Raw genomic sequence first — 20999 nt, 5'->3', positions numbered from 1 at the left:
GAGCTGACGCGATGGAGTGTAAAGTTCATGTCGCAGTTGCGGTGGCGATCCTGATCGTCGGTGCCGGAACCGCCAGCGCCATCGAGACCATTACCTTTCCGAACCGGATCGGCCAGGTGAGCTTCCCCCACAAGAAGCACCAGGATGCCCTGGGCCAGTGCCGAGGATGTCACGAAAAGGGACCGGGAAAGATCGACGGCTTCGACAAGGTGCTGGCCCACGGCAAGGGATGCAAAGGGTGCCACGAAGCCATGAAGAGGGGACCGGTCCTCTGCAAGGGATGTCACGGAGGTGGCTAACTCGCTGATTTTTTGTCCATGACGACCCGACATCGGGTCACATTCCGGCCGATATCGATACCAGAGGCATGGGATATCCCATACAATGAACCCATGCGGTTACACCACCACACACCGAAAGGAGATGTACCATGAAGCAACTGATTGCAGCAGTAGCCCTCACCATCTTTGCCGCCGGGGCGGCCATGGCGGCCGACACCCTCACCTTCCCCGCCAAGAACGGCAACGTGAGCTTCGACCACAAGAAGCACCAGCAGGTGGCGGGAAGCTGTAAGGCATGCCACGAGAAGGGCGCAGGCAAGATCGAAGGGTTCGGCAAGGACTGGGCCCACAAGACGTGCAAAGGGTGCCACGAGCAGAAGAAGGCCGGCCCCACCAAGTGCGGCGAGTGCCACAAGAAGTAACCTGATTGGCCACATCGGCCGGAACAGGGGGCGGAGCGATCCGCCCCTTTTTTCGTTGCCGGCTCCCGTCAAACCCGTTATCCTCCCCCGGATGAAGCGGTACTTTTCAGAGCAGGCCATCCTCGACATGCGGGCCGCCATCGCGGCGGCGGCGGCGGGAAACGAAGTCTTCTTCCTGGGGCGCACCGACGAGAACCGGATCGTCACCGAGGTGGAGCCCCTGGCCCGGGGGAACCGGGACGCAGTGGCAGCCATCATGATCGCCACCAGCTTCGGCGACGTGGTGATCCACAACCACCCCTCGGGGAACCTCGACCCCTCCCAGGCCGACATCGAGATCGCGTCGCTCCTGGGAAACCAGGGGGTCGGCTTCTCCATCGTGGACAACGCCGTGGAGCGGTGCTACCAGGCGGTGGCCCCCTTTGCCCGGCGGGAGACGGAGCGGCTCACTTTCCCCGAGATCGAACGGATCTTCGCCCCGGCCGGGGTCCTGGCCGCCAATCTCCCCGGTTACGAGCACCGGGAAGAGCAACTCCGGATGGCCTTCGCCGTGACCGAAGCCTTCAACGACGACCGGGTGGCGGTCATCGAGGCCGGCACCGGCACCGGCAAGTCCCTCGCCTACCTGGTGCCGGCGGTCCTCTGGGCCATCCGCAACAAGGAGCGGATCGTCGTCTCCACCAACACCATCAACCTCCAGGAACAGCTCATCAAGAAGGACATTCCCTTCCTCCAGCGCCACGCCGGGGTCCAGTTCCGGGCAGTCCTCGTGAAGGGGCGCTCCAACTACCTCTGCCTCCGGAAGCTAGCCGGAATCAAAAGCGAACCATCCCTCTTCGCCGACGACCCGGCGGCCGGGGAACTGGAGGCGATCGTCGCCTGGAGCGAAAAGACGGCCGAGGGATGCCGCAGCGACCTCTCCTTCATCCCCAAGCCGGAGACCTGGGAGGAGGTGGCCTGCGAGGCCGACCAGTGCAACCGGATCAAGTGCCCCTTCTACGCCCGCTGCTTCTTCTACGGTGCAAGGCGCCAGGCGGCCAGCGCCGACGTCCTCGTGGTGAACCATGCGCTCCTCATGGCCGACGTGGCCCTGCGCCAGGAGACCGGCTACCGCTCCACCGCCATCCTCCCCCCCTTCGAGCGGCTCATGGTGGATGAAGGGCATCACCTGGAGGACGTGGCCACCGGGCACCTCTCCTCCCAGGTCTCCCGCCAGGGAATTCTGAAGCTCCTGGGGCGCCTCCAGAACCCCCGCAAGGCCCAGCGGGGGCTCCTCCCCCAGCTCTCGGCCCAGCTTTCCCGCGAGGTGCCGGTGGAGCTGGACGACCTCTACCGGGACCTGGCCGAACGGCTGGAGGAAAAGCTCATCGCCCGCACCCAGGAACTGGCTGCCGGGGCGGTACGGGCCATGGACGTCATTGGCCTCGCCCTCCTGGCCCACCTGAAGGGGAAGGGACCGGAAAACGGCGAGCGGAAGCTCCGGGTCACCCCGTCCCTCTTCGGCTCGAAACTCTGGCAGGAAACCGACGACGAGGCCCGGGAACTGGCCGCGGACTTGAACGCGTTCGTGCGGGAGCTGAAGGAATTCCTCACCGGGTGCGGGCGGCTCCCGGAAGCGGTCCAGGAAAAGCTATCCGGGCTCCTCGTGGATCTTCGGGGGGTGACGGGGCGCCTCGAAGCCCTGGCCGCCGACCTCCTCTTCTTCATCGGCCGGGACGGCGAAGTCTGCCGCTGGTTCGAGGTGAAAAAAGGGGCCAAGGGGATGGCGGTGCGGCTCTGCGCCTCCCCGCTGGAGGTGGCCGCCTCCCTCAAGCGGACCGTCTTCGACGCCTTCCGGACCGTGGTGGTCACCTCGGCCACCCTGGCGGTGGGGGAGACCTTCGACTACCTGGAAGGGCGAACCGGCATCGCCCTTCTGGACCGGGGACGGGTAACGGAGCTCCTCCTCGCCTCCCCCTTCGACTACGAGCGCCAGGCCTTCGTCGGTATTCCCGCCGACCTTCCCGAGCCCACGACAAGGGGGTTCCAGGAAGCCCTGGAGGTGGCCCTCCACCGGGGGCTCGCCATCTCCAACGGCCACGCCTTCGTTCTCTTCACCTCCTACGACCTCCTCTCCCGCATCCACGGCAGGATGGCGGAGGCGCTGCGGCGCCGGGGCCTTAACCCCATGCGCCAGGGGGAGATCAACCGGCACCACCTCCTGGCACGGTTCCGCACGGAGCCCAACGCGGTCCTCTTCGGCACCGACTCCTTCTGGGAGGGAGTCGACGTGCAAGGGAAGGCACTGGAGCTTGTGGTCATCACACGGCTCCCCTTCCGGGTGCCTACGGAGCCGATCCTGGAGGCCCGGGCCGACCACATCGCCCTCCGGGGAGGGGACCCCTTCATGGAGTACACAGTCCCCCAGGCGGTCATCAAGTTCAAGCAGGGATTCGGGAGGCTGATCCGGAGCCGGGAGGACCGGGGAGCGGTCCTGATCCTCGACAGCCGGGTCCTTTCCAAGAACTACGGGAGGTTTTTCCTCCGGTCGCTGCCGCCGGTGCGGCTTGCGGACGGCGGCAGCGGGGAGGTCTTCGGGGAGATGGAGCGGTTTTTCAGCTCTTCGCCTTCATGAGCTTTTTCGCGGCGTAGTTGAAGCACTGGAAGTAGGTGAGGTAGGAAAGGAGGAACACGGCCAGGATCATGAACTGGATCTGGGGCGCGCTTGGGGCCCTCAGGGTAAAGGTGAAGAAGAAGATGATCAGGGCGCCCTTCAGGATGTCGCTGAAGACCCGCTTGCGACGCAATGCCTGCTGCTCGTCGGCGGTAAGCCCCATGGCTGCCGAAGAAACCTCCCGCTGGGCATCGCCGAGGGCGAACTTGTAAACGGGGTAGAAGAGAATCAGCTGGATCACCACCACCCGGATGATGCTGTTCATGAAGACCTGGGAAGGAACCTTCCCCAGGAGCACGAAGGACATGCCGGCAAGGAGGATCAGGAGAAAAACCTGGACGAATCCGTGGATAACCGTAAGCTTGCGCAACCGGGTAAAATCAAACGTCTGTGCCATGGGAACTCCCCGCCGTAAGATAGATAACGCGCTAAACCGTTGCCGCGCACTGTAGCAAATAAAATATCGTTTTACAATAGTGCAGTGCATTTTGCTTTAGTACTCAAGAAAAAAGGCCCCCTCCCCGGGAGCCTTTTTTCGTTCACCCTTACCTCGCGCGCTAAAAATCCTACATGACCTCTGCCACTCCGGCTGAAACATAGGAGCGATACTGCTCGAAGTTCTTGCGGAAGCGCTCCACGAGCATGGTGGCGGTTTGGTCGTACTTTGTTTTGTCGGCCCAGGTGTTCTTCGGATTGAGAACCTCCGGCGGGACACCGGGGCAGGCGGTGGGGATGTCAAGGCCGAAGAACTGGTCCTTCGAGAAGGTCCCGGCATTGAGGGTCCCGTCAATGGCGGCGTTGACCAGGGCACGGGAGTAGGCGATCTTCATGCGGGAGCCTACGCCGTAGGGGCCGCCGCTCCAGCCGGTGTTCACGAGCCAGCAGCTGACCCCGTGCCGGGCTATCTTCTCACCGAGAAGCTTGGCGTAGACCGATGGGTGGAGCGCCATGAAGGGGGCGCCGAAGCAGGCGGAAAAGGCCGCCTGGGGCTCGGTAATTCCTGCCTCGGTGCCCGCCACCTTGGCGGTGTAGCCCGAGAGGAAGTGGTACATGGCCTGGTCAGGGGTGAGCCGGGCGATGGGGGGAAGGACCCCGAAGGCGTCGCAGGTGAGCATGATGATATTGGTCGGATGTCCTCCCATCCCCGATTTCACGATGTTCGGGATGTGGGTGATGGGGTAGGAGGCCCGGGTATTCTCGGTGAAGGAGTCGTCGTTCAGGTCGATGCGCCGGCTCACGGTGTCGATGGCCACGTTTTCCAGTATCGTTCCGAAGCGCCGCGTGGTCTGGTAGATCTCCGGCTCGGCCTCGGGAGAGAGATTGATGATCTTGGCATAACATCCCCCCTCGAAATTGAAGACGCCGCTGTTGTCCCAGCCGTGCTCGTCGTCGCCGATGAGCCGACGCCGGGGGTCGGCGGAGAGGGTGGTCTTGCCGGTGCCGGAAAGGCCAAAGAAGACCGCCACGTCGTCCTTCTCCCCCACGTTGGCGGAGCAGTGCATGGAGAGGACATTCTTGTGCTGGGGAAGGAGGTAGTTGAGGATGGTGAAGATGGATTTCTTGATCTCGCCGGCATAGCTGGTGCCGCCGATGATGATGAGCTTCTTCTCGAAGTTGACGATGATGAAGGTCTCGGTGTTGGTGCCGTCCACGGAGGGGATGGCGTGGAAAGCGGGGAGGTCGATGACCGTGAAGCCCGGCTTGAAGCCGACCAGTTCCTCGGGGGTTGCCCGCACGAACATGTTGCGGGCGAAGAGAGAGTGCCAGGCACGCTCGGTGATAACCCTGACCGGGAGCCGGTGGTCGGGGCTGCACCCCGCAAAGCACTCCTGAACGAAAATGTCCTTGCCGTGGAGATAGGCCAGCATCCGGCCGAAGAGGGCGTCGAATCTGGCGGAGTCGAAGGGCTGGTTCACCTTGCCCCAGGCGATGTGGTCATGGCTGGAGGGCTCATCGACAATGAACTTCTCGTTGGCTGCCCGGCCGGTGTAATGGCCGGTCTTCACCGCAACGGCACCCAGATGGGTCACGAGCCCCTCGCCCCGCTTCACGATCTGCTCGTAGAGCACGGCAGTCGGGGGAGTCCAGTAGATGAGGTTCGCGTTGGTAATCCCATGCTCCTCGAGCCCGGTGCCTCTGGTTATGTCGTTCAGTCTCACGGTCGTCACCTCCATGGTGGATTATGGTTTTGCCCAGATAGAGAAACTGACACCTTTACTATCACAAGAAAATATCAAGTACCAGTAAAAACCAGAAAAACCGGGATGTTAGAAGGCAAAAACTCTTCCCGGTGAACGTGCGCCGTGCATTGACAGCAGTATCGGCATTGCTACAATTGGGGACATCGGGAATTCCAAAGGAGGGAAATGTCAATGGCACGAAGACCATGGGTGGATCAGGAAGCGTGCATAAGCTGCGGACTCTGCGTGTCGGTCTGCCCCGGCGTGTTCCGGTTCGCCGAAAACGGCAAATCGGAAGCCTACGATCCGGCAGGGGCCTCGGAGCAGGAAATCCAGCAGGCCATCGATGGCTGTCCGGTACAGGCAATCAGTTGGAAGGAGTAGCAGCAAAACAAAAAAAGAGAGGAGACTGAACACCATGCAATCATGGAGATGCACGATCTGCCAGTACATTTACGACCCGGCGGCGGGGGACCCGGAAAACGGCATCGCCCCGGGAACTCCCTTCGAAGACCTGCCCGACAGCTGGGTCTGCCCCCTCTGCGGAGCTGGCAAGGAGATGTTCGAGGAGGTCTGACGACGGACCGGCAATGCCGGCCAGCTCGGAAAGAAGCCTCTCTTCACGGGGAGGCTTTTTCTATTTCCCCTTTTTCCCGGCTTTGATGATATCGATCTCGGGTTCTCCCTTAACGATCCGGACGCGCCAGACGAGGCCGCACTCCCCGCACTCCTTGACGGGAGACTCCTCTGCAGTGAACCCCTCGGAATGAATATCGATCTCCACCGAAGTTCTATTGCCGCAATTGGGACATTTCATCGTTCTTTCTCCTTTTTACCGAATCTCCCCGCGGGCAGGGGGAAGAGAGCGGCTCGTTCATCACAGCACAGTATAGCAGGAGGTGAGGAAAAGTCAGGGCGTCGCACAAAATTCATTAGCCGAGCACGGCGAGGCATTCATCAATCACAGCAAGGAACTCCTCCAGGTCGGAACGCTGCATATCTCCCATGTGGGGAATCCGGAAGGTCTTCCCCTTGATCTTGCCATAGCCATCATCAAAGGCGAAGCCTCGCTCGCCAAGCATCTTTTTGAGACTAGCAAGATCGGTGCCACGGGAGTTTACGGCGCAGGTAAGGGTCATGGAACGGTAGGCCTCTTCGGCGAAGAAACCGTAACCGCGGTCCGACACCCACCCCCGCACGAGGTCGGCCAGGGCTCGATGCCGGGCCCAGCGTTGTTCGAACCCCTCGGCGAACATCCGCTCCAGTTGCTTGTCCATGGCATAGATAAGCGAAATGCACGGGGTTGAGGGAGTATTGTTCTTGGCGTCGTTTGCCTCGAATTCGAGAAAATCGAAGTAGTATCCACGCCCCTCGACGGTGCGGGCCCGGGCAAGGGCTTTTTCGCTCGCCGTAAATACAGCAAGGCCGGGAGGAAGGGCAAAGGCCTTCTGAACGCCGAAAATGCAGCAGTCGATGCCGAATTCGTCCACCGGAATCGGGAGGGCGCTCATGGAAGAGACGGTGTCGATGATGGATACCACATCAGGGTACTTGCGAAGCACCGCGGCGATCTCCGGCAGGGGAGACATGACGCCGGTGGAGGTTTCGTTGTGGATAAGGGTAAGGCTGTCGTATTTTCCCGTGGCCAGTGCCTCGTCAACCAGCTCCGCGGTGATCGGCTTTCCCCACTCCACCTTGACCGCATCGGCCTCTTTGCCGCAACGGCGCGTCACATCGTGCCACTTGTCGGAAAAAGCGCCGTTGCAGAAGTTGACGCAGCGCCCTGCCACCAGGTTGCGCACCGCACCTTCCATGGCGCCGAAGGCGCTGGAAGTCGAGAGAAAAACCTTCGCCTCGGTTGCGAGGAGCTTTTTGAGCCCCGTCGTCACCCTGCCATGGAGAGTTGCGTACTCCGCCATCCGGTGGCCGACCATGGGGGTCGCCATTGCCTGAAGGATATCGGGATGGACCTCAACCGGTCCGGGGATAAAAAGCTTCTTTGCCATAATGTCTCCTCGGGAAGAAGGAATCGAAACTGATACGGGGATAGGGCCTTGCGAAGCGCCCATTCACGGCGGCATCAAGAGCTTGATAAAATAGCAAAATCCGCCCAATCTGTCAAGGGAGGCACCACACAGCAAACCACCATTTTAAGAATTCACTCATAAGCCAGACCCTGCATTCGATTCTATACTCTCTCCGGTCCGGCAAGGCTTTTATTCAACGCAATTTTTTTAGGTTTGACAAACTGCCAAGTCTGACGGTAAGGTTAAGAGCTTTGGATTCGGTTGTGTCAACACGATAAACCATTCCACAACAAAAAAGCGTTTTATTTGGAGGAAAAGGTATGGCTTTGCGCAAGACGGCAGGTTATCTCTGGAACCCGATCAGCCTCATCGGTCTGCTCCTGGCGTTCGTGGGAACCGGTCTCATCATCGCATTCCTCGCGATGGAGATGATCACCGGGGTCGAACACCCCTACATCGGACTTCTGACTTACTTCGCCTTCCCGGGGATGCTCATCTTCGGGCTCATCCTGGTCCCGGTCGGCGCGTGGATGGTCCGGAACCGTCGGCGCAAGGAGGATGAAGAAATCCCCCCCTACCCCCGGATGGATTTCAACGATCCCCACAAGCGCAAACTCGCCATTTTCTTCGTCCTGGCGAGCGTCATCTTCGTCCTGATCGTGTCGGTGGCGTCGATCCTCGGCTTTGAGTTCACCGAGTCGACCACCTTCTGCGGCGAACTCTGCCACACGGTCATGACTCCCGAACACACGGCCTGGAAGAACTCTCCCCATGCACGGGTGAAATGCGTCGAGTGTCACGTGGGCCCCGGCGCCGAATGGTACGTCAAGGCGAAAATCTCCGGCCTCCGCCAGGTATGGGCCGTTGCGACCCACAGCTATCCGACCCCCATCGAGACCCCCATCGAGAACCTGCGCCCCGCCCGGGACACCTGCGAGCACTGCCACTGGCCCGAGAAGTTCTATGCCGGACGCCAGAAGGTCTTCTATCACTACGCCCCGAACAAGGAGAACACCCCCCGCGAGATCAACATGCTGATCAACATCGGCGGGGCACCAAAATCGCCCCATGCCAAGGGTATCCACTGGCACATCGGCACCGAGGTCTACTACATCTCCCGGGACAAGAAGCGCCTCGACATCCCCTACATCGCGGTCAAGCAGAAGGACGGCTCCTTCGTGGAGTACATGAGCACCGAGACTCCCTTGACCAGGGATGAGATCGCCAAGGCCAAGAAGCGGCTCATGGACTGCACCGACTGCCACAACCGGCCGACCCACATCTACAAGTCACCGGGACAGGAGATGGACGAGCACATCGTCTCCGGGCTCATCGACCCGGCGCTTCCGTACATCAAGAAAGTCGGCGTTGAACTTCTGGAGAAGCCCTACAAGACCCAGCAAGAGGCCTTTACCGCCATCGCGGCGAAGCTCCCCGAGTACTACGCCACCAATTACCCAGAGGTCAGCAAGACCAAGGCCGCGGCCATCAACCAGGCGGTGACCCAGGTGAAGGATATCTACTCCCGGAACTTCTTCCCCGAGATGAAGGTCTCCTGGAACACCTACCCGAACCACATCGGCCACTTCTACACCCCCGGCTGCTTCCGCTGCCACGACGGCAAGCACAAGTCCACCGACGGGAAGAAGACCATCTCCAAGGACTGCAACATGTGCCACACCATGATCGGCCAGACCCAGGAGAATATTCCGGCCGGCAAGCAGGTGAAGGAGTTCGTTCACCCGGTGGATATCGGGGACGAGATCCACAAGACCAACTGCAGCGACTGCCACATGTCAGGCGGCGAGGACGTGCCGGGTGGCGGAAAGCACTAGGCACTAGCCACTCTCTGATTTAGCTGAACGAACAATCCCCCCGGAGGTCCGCCACCGGGGGGATTTTTTTGTTCAGTATCGAGTTGAGCGGCCGGGAGCTACAATTCCTCGAAAACGTCCTCGTCCTTTGTTTCTTCCGCATCCTCGGGTTCAAACTCCTCGTCCATGACATGGTCGAGGAATTTCCGGTTGTTCTCGATGACCCTCCGAATCTCCCTGCTCAATTCGTCCAACTCGTTGCGCTCGTCACCCATCTCCTTACCCCCGCCTATTGTCCGCACATGTGCGATAGAGTTCCTCGTACTTGCCGGCGGCACTGCGCCAGGAAACGTCACGGAGCATACCACGCCGCATGATCTTGCGCCACCCCTCCCGGTCCCGGTAGGCGACCAGTGCCCGTTGGACAGCATCCCAGCATGCATCGGCACTGAACTCCGTGAAGGAGAAGCCGTTCCCTTCCCGGGGATTGGCGGTGACATCGATGACCGTGTCGGCAAGGCCACCGGTCCTTCGCACGATCGGCACCGTGCCGTAGCTGAGGGCAATGAGCTGGCTCAGGCCGCAGGGCTCGAAACGCGAGGGCATGAGAAACATGTCACATCCGGCGTAGATCTTCGGCGCCAGGGGCTCCCTGAAGCCGAGGTTGATGGAGACGTTCTTCACCCCCTTGTTCCTGAATTCATGGAGCTGGTGCATGAGGCGGAGGTCGCCGGTGCCCAGAATCACCAGTTGCAGCTCTTCGGCGGCAAAACGGGGGAGGAGGTCGATGACCAGGTCGATCCCCTTCTGCTCCACGATCCGTCCCACCATGCCGATGATGGGGATCGACGCTCCCGCCTTGAGCCCCAGTTCCCGCTGGAGCTCCCGCTTGTCGGCCCCCTTTCCCGCCAGGGACTTGGACGAGTAATTCCGGAAAATGCGCCGGTCCAGGGATGGGTTCCACTCTTCCGTGTCGAGGCCGTTGAGGATGCCGGCAAGGTCGGCCTGACGGCGCTCGAGCACCCCTTCGAGCCCGCATCCCTGACCGGGGCTCAGTATCTCGTGGCAGTAGGTTTCCGAAACGGTCGTGATGTCGTCGGCGGCAAGGATCGCCCCTTTCAGGAGGTTGATGCTACCGTAGAACTCGAGGCGGTCCATGGTGAAAAGGGACGGATCGAGCCCCGTCTGCGGGAGGGCGTCGGCGGGGAACACCCCCTGGTAGGCCAGATTGTGGATGGTGAAGATGACTGCTGTGCGGTTGAAGAACGGGTCGTGGCCCAGTTCGTATTTCAGGATGATGGGAATGAGGGCCGACTGCCAGTCGTGGCAATGGATCACGTCGGGGCGGAAGTCCATCCGCTTCAGGAACTGGAGCACGCTGCGGCAGAAGAAGGCGAAGCGCAGGGGATTGTCGGGATAGTCCCCCTCGGGGGGGCCATAGAGGTGGTCCCTCCCGAAAAAATCACGGTTTTCGACCAAGTAGACCGGCACCTCCCCCAAGGCAGTCTGGCGCAGGTACCCCTTGTGGAGCTCCCCCCCCAACTCCACCTCTGCACTCTTGCGGGCCTTGCGTACCGGGAGATTCCCCGACGACACCTCCTTGTAGAAGGGGATGGCAACGCGGACATCGTGTCCCATCCGCCGGAGCTCCTTGGGGAGAGCGGCGACCACGTCCGCCAGACCGCCGGTCTTGGCAAGGGGGGCAACCTCGGATGCAACCTGAAGGATTTTCATCATCGGGCCTCGCAGCGGCTCAGAGTCGATAGGCGATGTCAGGCTTCGGGCATTTACAGCTCAGCCCCCCGGAGGAATGTGGCTGCGTCCTCCGGCGAGGTGGGATTGATGTAGAAGCCGGTCCCCCACTCGAAGCCGGCGATGGGGGTAAGCCGTGGCACCAGCTCGATGTGCCAGTGGTAGTCGTATTCGATGGAACTCCAGAATTCCGGCTTGCCGAGCCGCGGCTGCGGTGGGGGCGCGGTATGGAGGATGAAGTTGTAGGGGGGATCCTTGAGGACGCTCTTGAGCCGGCCGAGCATATCCTTGAGGGCCACGGCCAGTTCGGCCAGTTCGCCGTCGGTGGACAGGGCGAAGTCGTGGGAATGGCGCTTCGGGTAGAGCCGCAGTTCGAAGGGGAAACAGGAGGCGTAGGGTGTCATGATCACGTAGTTGCCGAATTCCCGAACGATCCGGTCGCCGCTCTGGAGCTCGAAGTCCAGCAGGTCGCAGAAGAGACAGCGCTCCTTGTTGGCGTAGTGCTCCCGGCAGACGCGCAGCTCGGTGGCTGCCGCCGGGGGGATGAGGGGTACGGCGATGAGCTGGCTATGGGAATGGGAAAGGGTCGCGCCGGCCCGCTGGCCGTGGTTCTTGAAAAGGACCATGTAGCGGAACCTCGTGTCCCGGCGCAGGTCCAGGAAACGGGAGCGGTACGCCTTGAGAACCTCGGTGATCTCTGCTGGCGAGAGCTCTGCCAGCCCCCGGTTGTGGTCCGGTGTCTCGATGATGATCTCGTGGGCGCCGATGCCGTTCATGACATCATAGATGCCGTAGGCGCGGCTGTTGAGCTCCCCTTCTATCCGGAGCACCGGAAAGCGGTTCGGGATCACCCTCACCTTCCAGCCGCTGGCATTAGCCCCGCCGGAATGGCGGACCGCATGCACCTCGCCGGGAGTCTTGTCCTCGTTGCCGTAGCAGAAGGGACAATTCGTCAGCTCGGCGGGCTCGGGCTCCACGAGGAAATCCCGGGGACGACGTCCCCGTTCCGTGGCGATAATCACCCAGTGCTGCTTGAGGGGGTCCCATCTTAGTTCGGACATTGTTCCTCCAGATTCATGGGGCTCCTGTTATATAAGCCAATTCTCCGCATCCAGCTCCGGCCCCGCGTAGCCTAGGACGAGGGGCGAATCGGCGGGCCAGCGGCCAAACTCTTCGCCTCCGCGGACGAGGGTCACGAAAGCGAAGAGCTTCCCCTTCGGCTTGAGCCCCAGGGGCCCCAGGGGAACAGCCGCTTCGCAGACAGGGCCGATCTCCCAGCGGCAGCGCCCCTTGGCCTTCTTCCACCCTTTGGCCCCCTTCACCATGAGCTCGCCAGACCGCTCGGACGGAGTCATTTCGAGACGATACTCGCTCCCGGAGACCAGGTGTAGCTGAAGGGTATCACCCTCCTGAATGACGAGGTTCAACGGTGTTGGGCCGTCAAGGCGTATATAGAGGTTATCCCGGTCATAGCCGTAAAAAATGGACTGGAGAAGGCTTTCGGCGGCGTGCATGGCCGATGCCTGCTTGGTGAGGTCCACGAGCCCCGCCGCCAGCCACTCGAAATAGTCGTCCACCCTGCCGTTGATGGTGGGGGTGATGAGGGCCGCCGGTTCCCGCACGAGCCCCGCCGGGGTGAGTTTCTTGATGGGTTCGTAGAGCTCCCGGGGGACGTCGAGGCCGAGAAGGCGGTAGACGTTCATGAGGTGCTTGCGGAAGAGGCGGTCAAAGCGGTCGCTGTGGGCGGAGAAGTGGTCGTCGCCGTACCACCAGAACCAGTCACTCCCCTCGGCCGCATAGAGGGAGGTGCAGACGAGCCGGGCGATGCGCTCCTCGTCGGCCCCCTCCCCCTCCCACTGTCCTCCCACCGCCATGAGGTCGGCCACCAGCGGGTTGGCAGTGACCGCCGCCTCCCGGGCCCGCTCCAGGTAGTCCCATCCCTGGTTCTCCTCCGGATGGCCCACCCAGATGCCATAGTCGGCGTTGATCCAAGAGCCGGGGTGGATGTGTTCGATGACCCGACGTTCCGGTTCCCGGGCCAGAAATTCGGAGCAGGTAACCGCCTCAAGCCCCTTGGCGGCGGTGGCGGTGTAGAGTCCCCGGAGGAAGTCGTAGCCGTTGTCGGGGTAGTACTCCCAGGCGTTCTCGCCGTCCAGGATCACCGGCACCACCCGGGCGTCGGGAATCCGCTCCCGGATCCCCCTGAGCCTCCCTACGAAATCATCCACCGCCCGGTGGGTCTCCCAGGAGGAATAGGTGAAACCGATCAAATCCGAGAGGAGATGATCCCGAAAAAAGGCCTTCAGCTCCCGGGCGCCGTGGCGGAAGGTGTAGGGATGGTAGAGGTCCCCCCGCTCGGGGCCGAGCCCCCCCGGAAGGGTCCGGGCGAGGATCTCCTCGTCAGTGGCGATCCACTTGATGCCGCAGCCAGCAATGATGGCGAGGGCCTCGTCGCTCACCGACCCCTCCGACGGCCACATACCCACCGGGGTGAAGCCGAACACATCTTGGAACCGGGCGATGCCCCGACTCACCTGGCTCCGGGCGTCCTCCGGGTGGCGGAAGCGGGTCGCCGGAAGATTTGCCCGGGGCATGGCGATGCTTGCCGCCTTCATGTCGCAGAGAAGGGGGAGGATCGGGTGGTAGTAGGGGGAGACGGCCAGTTCCGCCTTCCCCTCGTCATGGAGTTTTTTGTAGAGAGGAATTATCCCGTTGATGATGTCGGCGTGGCGGGCAAAGAGGAGCGCCTTATCATCCTCGGTGAAGTGGCGCCCCTTCCGCACCAGTTCCTTCAACTCGGGGTAGCGACGACGGGCCGCCTCGCCAGTCCAGGACAGGAAAAACCAGACCTGGAGATCCAGGAGATCCTGGTCGCTGAAGTGGCGATGCCGTTCCCGCACCTTAACCTGGGTTCCGTCGCCGGCCAAGTGGAGGAGCTCCAGGTAGCGGCGGTTCGGCTCGATGAGCCGCTGGCGGTTAGCGGAGAAGAAATTTTCTAGCGCAAAGAGCCGGTCCTCTTCGGCCATGTCGGCGGGGGCCATTCGCCCCCGGATGAGCCAGGGATCCACAGCCGTGCCGGCGGCATAGTCGATGATCTGGTCCAGGAGCGACGGCACCAGGTTGAAGACCGCCCGGGCGCCGGGGGTGTCGTCCACGATGGCCGCCATGTCGAAGTAATCCTTGACGGCATGGAGATAGGTCCAGGGAAGGGCGTACTCCCCCTTCACCGGATCCTTGTAGTACGGCTGGTGCATGTGCCATACGAATATGACGGAAAGGGGGGCGCTCACTGCAGTTCCCGTTTCCACCCCTCGACCTTTTTCTTGTACTCATCGAGGAGCTTCTGGGCCGTCTTGGCGTCCCGGGCCTCGGCCACGATGTGGACGTAGGGGAGGTACTGGTCCGGGAGCACCAGGGCCCAGTCCTCGCCGAAGTGGACCTTGATCCCGTCGATAAAGCTCGCCTCCTTGTCGAGGCTGTCCTCGCTCATCTTCCGCATGATCCCCCCTTTCATGTCCCAGACACAGGCGACTCGGGTCTGGAAGAAGGCCCGCTGGGGGATCTCCGCCGCCACCTTCGAGATGGAGAGCCCCCCCTTGGCCACCAGCTCGATGGTCTTGGCGATGGCGAACATGCCGTCAAAGGCGGCCTGAAACTTCGGGAAGGCGAAACGGCCGTCCATGGTCCCCGCAAGGACCACCTCGGAGGAGAGGGTGGCCTCGATCATGGCCCGGTCGGCGCTCTTGGTGCGGGTCACGGCGCTCCCGCGCTCCTGGACCATCCGCTCGATGGCCGATGGCGCCGACACCGGCACCGCGAAGAGACCCTTCTCGCCCGAGCGGAGCGCAAGCCCCACCATGAGCGGCAGGAGCTCCGCCCCCTCATAGACCTTCCCGCTCTCGTCCACCACGATGACCCCCTCGGTGCCGGGGTCGAGCCAGAAGCCGGCATTGGCCTCAAGAGTGGCGACGATCTTGGAGAGCTGGGCTAGGCTCTGCTGGCGATCCGCCACGGCCTGAACACCCCGCTCCTCGTCCACGTAGGCGTTGAGGCTGATAACCTCGCACCCCATCTGGGTCAGGATGCCGGGGAGGAGTTGGCTGGCCGACGAGTGGTTGAAGTCGATCACCACCTTGAACTGCTTTTTATTCAGCGGCGCCTTGCCGATGGCGTGGAGGAACCCCTCCCGGTAGAAGTCCATGACCTGCTGGGGTATCTCGGCCAAGGCCCCCGGTTCCGTGTGGTGAGCCCGGCGGAAGTTCTCCTTGAAAAAGATCCGCTCCACGTTCTTCCCCATGGAACTGGAGAAGTCGAGGCCGTCGCCGTCCAGGAAGACGATCTCGGTGGATGCCGGATCATCCATTGCCTGGCGGAAGTAGAGCCCCCCCACCTCGCCGAAGCTGCGGAGCTTGTAGCGCAAGACCGGCATCGGCACCATGGTCAGATCCCGCACATTGACCCCGGCGGAAAGGAGCCCGCCGATGAAGCTCCGCTTGAGCATCCGGCACGAGCGGTAGGCGTCGCGCCCCGAGATGATGTGGCTCCCCTTGGGGAGCATGGTGCCGTAGGCGCACCCCAGCTTGGCCACGAACTCGGGGGTAAGCTCCATGTTGGTGAGCCCCTTGACCATGGCCCCCTCGAAGAGGGACTTTTTCCACTTTTCACCCCAGATGAGGTTGCCGGTGACGGTAGCCCCGGCCTCGATCACCTTGCGGGGCCAGATCTTCACGTCCCGCTTGATGTAGGCCTCTTCGCCGATGGAGGTGTCGTCGGCCACGATGACCCCCTCCTCCATGACGACCCCGTGCCCGACCCGCACGTTGCTGCAGAGGACACCGTCGTTAAGCTTCGCCCCCTTCTTCACGTAGACGTTGTCCCAGATGACGCAGCGGTTGAGGCGGACCCCCGGCTCGATGGTGCAGTTGCGGCCGATGACCGTATCCTTGATATGGGCGCTCTCAAAGACCTGGGAGTTGTCCCCCACGACCACCGTCCCCTCAAGGGTGATGTGCTCGTCCAGATTCACGTCGCTGCCGAGCCGCAGGTCCTTCCCCACCAGATCCTGCTTCGCCTCGTCGATCTTCACGTTCACCTTCCCCTTGAAGATGTCGTGGTGGGCCTCACGGTAGGAGTCGGTGTTGCCGATGTCGCGCCAGTACCCCTTGGCGGTATAGCCGAAAAGGGGCTTCTGTTGCTCCAAGAGCTTCGGGAAGAGGTCCTGGGAGAAGTCATAGTTCTCTTCTTCCGGAATGTGGGCGAAAATTTCCGGCTCGAAGACGTAGATGCCGGTATTGATGGTGTCGGAGATCACCTCGCCCCACCCCGGTTTTTCCAGAAACTGGGTAATCCGCTTCTCCTTGTCGGTGATGACGACGCCGAACTGGAGCGGGTCCTTCACCGAGGTGAGGGTGATGGTGGCAAGGGCCTTGTTGTCCTCGTGGGAGTCGATGATCTTCTGGAGGTTGAAGTCGGTGAGGAGGTCGCCGCTGATGACGAGGAACCGCTCATCCAGGAACTTCTCGGCGCACTTGACGGCCCCGGCGGTCCCCATATCCTGGAGGGGGGTGACGTAGGTGATCTTCACGCCGAAGTCGGTGCCGTCCCGGAAGAAGTTCTTGATGACCGCGGGCTGGTGGTAGAGGAGCATCACCAGGTCGGTGATCTCGTACTTCTTCAGCAGTTCCACGATATGGAGCATGATGGGACGGTTCAGCAGCGGAATCATCGGCTTCGGGATGCTGCTCGTGAGGGGTTGGATGCGGGTCCCGAACCCGCCGGCCATAATGACTGCTTTCATGGATGCTCCTTTACGGTGGAATAGAGTAGTCAAAAAGAATTCAGGAGTCAGGAGTCAGGAGTCAGAATAAAACCTTCTGGATTCTGACTTCTGACTCCTGAATTCTATGATTTTTGCCTTTACTTCCCTTTCTTCGCCAGAACCCGCTTGACCTCCTCCTTGAGCTCCGTGAGGTCGCTGGACTTGACCACGTAGCCGTCGGCGAGCCAGGCGGAGAAATCATCCTTGAAGCAGGAGAAGGCGGTGCAAAGGATCACCGGCAGGTTGTGGCGTTCCTTGACGACCTTCTGAAGGAGGTCGAGTCCGCTCTCGTTCTTGAGCTTGATATCGAGGACGATCAGGTCGAACTCGCTCTCCTTGATCTTTTCCACCGCCTCGGCGGCAGTGGCGGCGGTGGCCACCTCGTGTCCATCGTCAGCCAGCTCCTGGGAATAGAGCAGCCGGATGCTGCTTTCGTCGTCCACCACCAGCAGTCGTGCCATGTTACGTTTCCTCCCTGTTCACGGGTAGTTTGATGATATACCGGGTCCCCCCGCCAGGCGGGGTGTCGACCTCGAAGAGGTTGCCGTGCTTCTCCATGATCGTCTTGCAGATGGCCACGCCGAGGCCGGAACCGAGTTCCTCGGTGGAGCCGAAGGGGGTTGTCATGGCATCGATGCGTTCCGGGCTCAAGGCGACGCCGTTGTCCGATATTTCCACAAGGATCCAGCCGTTTTCCCGACGGGTTTCGGCCCTGATCTCCCCCCCCTCCGGCATACCTTCCATGGCCGCATTGACGATGGTTCTGACGCAGTAGGCCACCTGTTTGTAGTCAATGCGGGCCGGCGGCAGGCTCGTGTCGAGCCGGAGGCGGCAAGCCACCCGCCGCTCGTGGAGCCGGCCGTTCAACTCGCGGCAGACGGCGCTCACCAATTGGTTCACGTCCCAGGTATCCAGGGCAGGGTAGAGGGAATCGGAGTAGTTGAGAATATCCTCCAGAACCTCCTCCAACTGGCGCACCTGCTGGCCAATGGACTCCAGGTACTCCCGCTTGGGGTCGTCGTCGGCAGCCCCCCGCAGGAGCGTGCGGGCAAACCCGCCGATGATCATGAGGGGATTGCGGATGGAGTGGGCGATGCTGGAAGTGATCTTCCCCACCAGGGCCATCCGCTCCATCTTAACGATCAGCTCCTGTTGTTCCTTGAGCTTCACGTTGACAGCCGTCACCTTGAGGAGTTCTTCCTGGAGCCGTTCGTAGAGCGAAGCCCGTTCGATTGCGAAGGCTACGGAGAAAGCGAAGGTCTCCAGGGACTGCACGTCCTGGGGGGTGATCCGCTTGCGGGTGATGCAGTTATCGGAGATGATCACCCCGATTCGGCGGTTGCGAGAGATGAGCGGCGTGACAAGGAAGGTGTCCACCCCCAGGGCCTGAACCAGGGAGTGATCGCATTCGGGGTTCTGGAAGGCGTTCTCCACCAGGATCGGTCTCTTTTCCCGCAACGCCCTGACGAGGACATGGTTCGGATCCGCCATGGGGATGGTCATCCGCTTGAGGACATCGTGGAACTTCTGCTTCTCGGAGGTAAGCTTGGTCTGGTAGAAGTCCCTGGCCATCTCCTTGAGGGTAAAGTCATCCCGCTGGATATCCTCCCAGATCGCCCATGCCTCGCCGTCGTTCCGGGGCCCTACCCCCAGGTACCCCCGGAGAAATTTTCGCTCCTTGTCGGCCAGCAGAAGGAAGGCCCGGTTCATACCGAACCCCTTGCCGGCGGTGATGGCGGTCATCACCACCGAAAGGACTTCGTCCAGGTCGACGGAGGTCTGGAGAACGAGGCTGATCTCGTGGAGGAACTTGATCTCCCGTTCCCGGCTGTCGAGGAAACTGACCATGGACTGGAGCTTTCCCCGCTGCTCCCTGACTTCGCCAAGCAGGAACGAAACCACTTCTCCCAGAGGATTCCCCGACTCCTGCATCTTCTGCAGGTCCTTGCGGAAATTGGGACAGTCGATGCACTTTTCAAGGACCCGCCGCTGGTAGGAGGTGTAGAGTACCTCCTCCCCCTCGCCGATATTCGGACATCCTCCTGGTTCAACTATTTTTCTGTGCCAACAACAGACCCAATCCACTAATCATCTCCCGAGAGGGTTGATTTATGCGCGACACAACAGCACAAAGTATACCAGCAGACAGCACCTTTTCAAGACAGCAAAGGTTTTATTAATTAACCAGCTCATCAAGTATCCGCTCCATCATGGAGAGCTTGGACACTTGCTTCTTCATTGGATACTCATCGGCACTCCACAAAAATTCATGAATATTTTTTCGAGAGGAGGCACTTACAACGATGATCATGTCAAAGCCATCGCTGATGAGAATAGGCGTCAGCGTCTGCCTCCTGGGTGAACGGGGGAAGCTCGGGACTCAACGATGTCACGGTGTATCGCAAGGGGATGGCGGCGGCAAGGGGACGGGGGCTCTTCGCCAACGCGGTGACGGAGCATTTCCCCCCCTCCTGCCGATGGAGGAGGAACGGCTCCGCGACAGGGAGCTCAAGGAGAACTTCATCGAACGGGTCTTCGGCGATGGAAGGAGGGGCTCTCCGCGGACAGGTAGCAATCCCATCAACACTCACGCGGCAGGAGGCTTCCGCCTTCTCCCCCGGCGCCGCCGGCGTTTCGGGGGAGCTTCTCCTCCGTCAGCCACCGGCTCCACCGGCGGCATGACGCTTTCCCGGGCGTAGCGCTCCCACCAGGTGAGAATTTTCCCGCCCTCCCCCGTCACCGCGCACCGGCAACGGAGATAGGCCAGGGCCTCGGCAAAACACGAGCGGGCAAGTACCCCCTGGGGCCGCTTCCCCGGTATCTTCCGGAGACGGTGCTGAATCAGCAGAATCTCCCGCACGGCGAGCGCGACCCGCTGGGGAATGGCAATGATCGGCGCCTGCTCGCCGAGAAAGCCGGCCATTGCCTCGTTGACCGCGTCCGGCACCGGCATCCCCGCCTCAACCAGCTCCGCTGTCCGTTCCTCCACGTACTCGCCGAACATGAGGGCGAGAAGGAGGGGGGGCGAGACCGGCTCTCCGCCCCCCACCTGATCGTCGGCCCACTCCAGGGCCTTTCCGACCTGGGAATGGGGAAAACCGTCGCTCTCCCGGTCGAGCCAGGCGCCGAAACGGGGGAAGAGATAGCTGAAGAGCCCTGCCTGGCGGAGCAGCTGGTAGACCCGCTCTCCCTCGCCCGAGAGGAAGAGCTTCAGCACTTCCTCGTAGAGTCGGGGGGCCGTGGCCCGGGTGATGGCGGGGGCCAGTTCCCGGATTGCCTGCCAGGTGGCATCCTCCACCGTGAAACCCAGGTTGGCGGAAAAGCGCACCGCCCTCAGCATCCGGACGGGGTCTTCCGTGAAGCGGACAAGGGGATCGCCGATGGTCCGGATCACCCCGCGCCGCAGGTCTTCCATGCCATTCGCATAGTCGATGATGGAAAAATCCGCGATGTTGTAAGCAAGGGCGTTCACGGTGAAGTCCCGCCGCAGGGCGTCCTCCTCGGGGGTGCCGAAGACGTTGTCCCGCAGCACCATTCCCTCGTCGCTCACCACGTGGCGGGGCGGCCGGGGGCGCTCCCCCTCGCCGGCCCCCTTTTCCGGGACATCCTGAACAGACGTCCCTTCATCGGGCTCCTCAGGTGTCAAGGCCCGAAAAGTGGCCACTTCGATGATCTCGTCCTGGTAATGGATGTGGGCGAGCCGGAATCTGCGCCCCACCAGGCGGCAGTTGCGGAACAGCCGCTTCACCTGGTTGGGGGTGGCGTTGGTGGCCACATCGAAATCCTTGGGTTCGCGCCCAAGAAGGAGGTCGCGGACACATCCTCCCACGAGGTAGGCAATGTAACCGTTATCCTTGAGGCGGTAGAGGACCCGGAGTGCGTTGGGGCTCACTTGGGAGCGAGAGATGGGATGATCGGGGCGGGGGATGATGACGGGTTCGCTGTTCATAGGGGTTTTCATAGCACACAACGGGGACAAAAGCAAAAAGCCCCCGCTCAGTCAAAAACGGGTTTTTTTGACATTGGTCATGACAAGGGCGACCTGCTTGACC

Annotated in this window: 19 protein-coding genes; 7 read left to right on the top strand and 12 right to left on the bottom strand. The window is 61.6% G+C overall.

The genetic code is table 11. The annotated features are described in order from the left end of the window. The first annotated feature begins 11 nt into the window (after nt 1-11). The 3 genes from KI811_RS07445 (at nt 12) to KI811_RS07435 (ending at nt 3317) form a co-directional block, all read left to right on the top strand. Nucleotides 12-299 carry a cytochrome c3 family protein gene (locus KI811_RS07445; protein WP_214185836.1) on the top strand — a complete coding sequence of 96 codons (288 nt, stop codon included), beginning with the start codon at nt 12-14 and terminating at the stop codon, nt 297-299. Nucleotides 300-430: 131 nt separating this feature from the next. Next, nucleotides 431-703 (top strand): cytochrome c7, encoded by a 273-nt coding sequence (locus tag KI811_RS07440; protein ID WP_214185835.1) that lies wholly within the window; start codon nt 431-433, stop codon nt 701-703. 91 nt (nt 704-794) lie between these two features. Continuing rightward, on the top strand, nt 795-3317 hold the full coding sequence (locus tag KI811_RS07435; protein ID WP_214185834.1) for a helicase C-terminal domain-containing protein: 2523 nt from the start codon (nt 795-797) through the stop codon (nt 3315-3317). Here KI811_RS07435 and KI811_RS07430 read toward each other — a convergent pair. Beyond that, the gene (locus KI811_RS07430) at nt 3298-3753 is read right to left on the bottom strand and encodes a hypothetical protein (RefSeq protein ID WP_214185833.1); all 456 of its coding nucleotides are present in this window, start codon (nt 3751-3753) and stop codon (nt 3298-3300) included. The two genes, KI811_RS07435 and KI811_RS07430, sit on opposite strands and share 20 nt — an antisense overlap. 169 nt (nt 3754-3922) lie before the next feature. Further along, entirely contained in the window at nt 3923-5515 is a 1593-nt protein-coding gene (pckA, locus tag KI811_RS07425; protein ID WP_214185832.1) for a phosphoenolpyruvate carboxykinase (ATP), read from the bottom strand. 213 nt (nt 5516-5728) lie between these two features. On the opposite strand from pckA, the gene KI811_RS07420 reads away from it, so the two are divergent. Both KI811_RS07420 and rd read left to right on the top strand, forming a co-directional pair. After that, nucleotides 5729-5920, top strand: a complete 192-nt coding sequence (locus KI811_RS07420) for a ferredoxin (protein WP_004513886.1) — start codon at nt 5729-5731, stop codon at nt 5918-5920. A gap of 34 nt (nt 5921-5954) precedes the next feature. Then, nucleotides 5955-6113 carry a rubredoxin gene (rd, locus tag KI811_RS07415; protein ID WP_004513887.1) on the top strand — a complete coding sequence of 53 codons (159 nt, stop codon included), beginning with the start codon at nt 5955-5957 and terminating at the stop codon, nt 6111-6113. A 60-nt stretch (nt 6114-6173) separates the two neighbouring features. Here the strand turns inward: rd and KI811_RS07410 are convergent, their stop codons facing one another. Both KI811_RS07410 and KI811_RS07405 read right to left on the bottom strand, forming a co-directional pair. After that, complete coding sequence (locus KI811_RS07410; protein WP_214185831.1) at nt 6174-6353, bottom strand: hypothetical protein; 180 nt, start codon at nt 6351-6353, stop codon at nt 6174-6176. Between the two features lie 115 nt (nt 6354-6468). Further along, entirely contained in the window at nt 6469-7542 is a 1074-nt protein-coding gene (locus KI811_RS07405; RefSeq protein ID WP_214185830.1) for a pyridoxal-phosphate-dependent aminotransferase family protein, read from the bottom strand. Between the two features lie 341 nt (nt 7543-7883). Here KI811_RS07405 and KI811_RS07400 point away from each other — a divergent pair, with 341 nt between their 5' ends. Next, entirely contained in the window at nt 7884-9398 is a 1515-nt protein-coding gene (locus KI811_RS07400) for a cytochrome c3 family protein (RefSeq protein WP_214185829.1), read from the top strand. Nucleotides 9399-9496: 98 nt separating this feature from the next. Here the strand turns inward: KI811_RS07400 and KI811_RS07395 are convergent, their stop codons facing one another. From KI811_RS07395 to KI811_RS07365, 7 genes are all read right to left on the bottom strand, one after another. After that, on the bottom strand, nt 9497-9652 hold the full coding sequence (locus tag KI811_RS07395) for a hypothetical protein (RefSeq protein WP_214185828.1): 156 nt from the start codon (nt 9650-9652) through the stop codon (nt 9497-9499). A 4-nt stretch (nt 9653-9656) separates the two neighbouring features. After that, nucleotides 9657-11111, bottom strand: coding sequence for a glycogen synthase GlgA (glgA, locus tag KI811_RS07390; RefSeq protein ID WP_214185827.1), 1455 nt, complete (start codon nt 11109-11111; stop codon nt 9657-9659). Between the two features lie 53 nt (nt 11112-11164). Next, the gene (gene galT, locus KI811_RS07385; protein ID WP_214185826.1) at nt 11165-12190 is read right to left on the bottom strand and encodes a galactose-1-phosphate uridylyltransferase; all 1026 of its coding nucleotides are present in this window, start codon (nt 12188-12190) and stop codon (nt 11165-11167) included. Between the two features lie 27 nt (nt 12191-12217). After that, complete coding sequence (locus KI811_RS07380) at nt 12218-14419, bottom strand: glycoside hydrolase family 57 protein (RefSeq protein ID WP_214185994.1); 2202 nt, start codon at nt 14417-14419, stop codon at nt 12218-12220. Beyond that, nucleotides 14416-16926, bottom strand: coding sequence for a mannose-1-phosphate guanyltransferase (locus KI811_RS07375; RefSeq protein ID WP_214185825.1), 2511 nt, complete (start codon nt 16924-16926; stop codon nt 14416-14418). The genes KI811_RS07380 and KI811_RS07375 overlap by 4 nt, the downstream gene beginning before the upstream one ends. A gap of 119 nt (nt 16927-17045) precedes the next feature. After that, entirely contained in the window at nt 17046-17408 is a 363-nt protein-coding gene (locus KI811_RS07370) for a response regulator (protein WP_214185824.1), read from the bottom strand. A 1-nt stretch (nt 17409) separates the two neighbouring features. Further along, the gene (locus KI811_RS07365) at nt 17410-19032 is read right to left on the bottom strand and encodes a sensor histidine kinase (RefSeq protein WP_214185823.1); all 1623 of its coding nucleotides are present in this window, start codon (nt 19030-19032) and stop codon (nt 17410-17412) included. A 218-nt stretch (nt 19033-19250) separates the two neighbouring features. On the opposite strand from KI811_RS07365, the gene KI811_RS07360 reads away from it, so the two are divergent. After that, nucleotides 19251-19646: a hypothetical protein gene (locus tag KI811_RS07360; protein ID WP_214185822.1), complete on the top strand. Its 396-nt coding sequence runs from the start codon at nt 19251-19253 to the stop codon at nt 19644-19646. On the opposite strand, the gene pcnB is transcribed toward KI811_RS07360, so the two are convergent. After that, nucleotides 19535-20908, bottom strand: coding sequence for a polynucleotide adenylyltransferase PcnB (gene pcnB / locus KI811_RS07355; RefSeq protein WP_214185821.1), 1374 nt, complete (start codon nt 20906-20908; stop codon nt 19535-19537). The genes KI811_RS07360 and pcnB overlap by 112 nt on opposite strands. Nucleotides 20909-20999: the final 91 nt, after the last annotated feature.

The organism is Geobacter hydrogenophilus (assembly GCF_018501225.1).
In the GTDB taxonomy this organism is placed as follows: Bacteria; Desulfobacterota; Desulfuromonadia; order Geobacterales; family Geobacteraceae; genus Geobacter; species Geobacter hydrogenophilus.
This window is presented reverse-complemented; position numbering and strand designations above follow the sequence as displayed.

What these genes read in the sequence shown, in the direction of transcription:
- KI811_RS07445 (WP_214185836.1), top strand. Translation starts at nt 12, where the DNA reads ATGGAGTGTAAAGTTCATGTCGCAGTTGCGGTGGCGATCCTGATCGTC.
- KI811_RS07440 (WP_214185835.1), top strand. Translation starts at nt 431, where the DNA reads ATGAAGCAACTGATTGCAGCAGTAGCCCTCACCATCTTTGCCGCCGGG.
- KI811_RS07435 (WP_214185834.1), top strand. Translation starts at nt 795, where the DNA reads ATGAAGCGGTACTTTTCAGAGCAGGCCATCCTCGACATGCGGGCCGCC.
- KI811_RS07430 (WP_214185833.1), bottom strand. Translation starts at nt 3,753, where the DNA reads ATGGCACAGACGTTTGATTTTACCCGGTTGCGCAAGCTTACGGTTATC.
- KI811_RS07420 (WP_004513886.1), top strand. Translation starts at nt 5,729, where the DNA reads ATGGCACGAAGACCATGGGTGGATCAGGAAGCGTGCATAAGCTGCGGA.
- rd (WP_004513887.1), top strand. Translation starts at nt 5,955, where the DNA reads ATGCAATCATGGAGATGCACGATCTGCCAGTACATTTACGACCCGGCG.
- KI811_RS07410 (WP_214185831.1), bottom strand. Translation starts at nt 6,353, where the DNA reads ATGAAATGTCCCAATTGCGGCAATAGAACTTCGGTGGAGATCGATATT.
- KI811_RS07405 (WP_214185830.1), bottom strand. Translation starts at nt 7,542, where the DNA reads ATGGCAAAGAAGCTTTTTATCCCCGGACCGGTTGAGGTCCATCCCGAT.
- KI811_RS07400 (WP_214185829.1), top strand. Translation starts at nt 7,884, where the DNA reads ATGGCTTTGCGCAAGACGGCAGGTTATCTCTGGAACCCGATCAGCCTC.
- KI811_RS07395 (WP_214185828.1), bottom strand. Translation starts at nt 9,652, where the DNA reads ATGGGTGACGAGCGCAACGAGTTGGACGAATTGAGCAGGGAGATTCGG.
- glgA (WP_214185827.1), bottom strand. Translation starts at nt 11,111, where the DNA reads ATGAAAATCCTTCAGGTTGCATCCGAGGTTGCCCCCCTTGCCAAGACC.
- galT (WP_214185826.1), bottom strand. Translation starts at nt 12,190, where the DNA reads ATGTCCGAACTAAGATGGGACCCCCTCAAGCAGCACTGGGTGATTATC.
- KI811_RS07375 (WP_214185825.1), bottom strand. Translation starts at nt 16,926, where the DNA reads ATGAAAGCAGTCATTATGGCCGGCGGGTTCGGGACCCGCATCCAACCC.
- KI811_RS07370 (WP_214185824.1), bottom strand. Translation starts at nt 17,408, where the DNA reads ATGGCACGACTGCTGGTGGTGGACGACGAAAGCAGCATCCGGCTGCTC.
- KI811_RS07360 (WP_214185822.1), top strand. Translation starts at nt 19,251, where the DNA reads ATGATCATGTCAAAGCCATCGCTGATGAGAATAGGCGTCAGCGTCTGC.
- pcnB (WP_214185821.1), bottom strand. Translation starts at nt 20,908, where the DNA reads ATGAAAACCCCTATGAACAGCGAACCCGTCATCATCCCCCGCCCCGAT.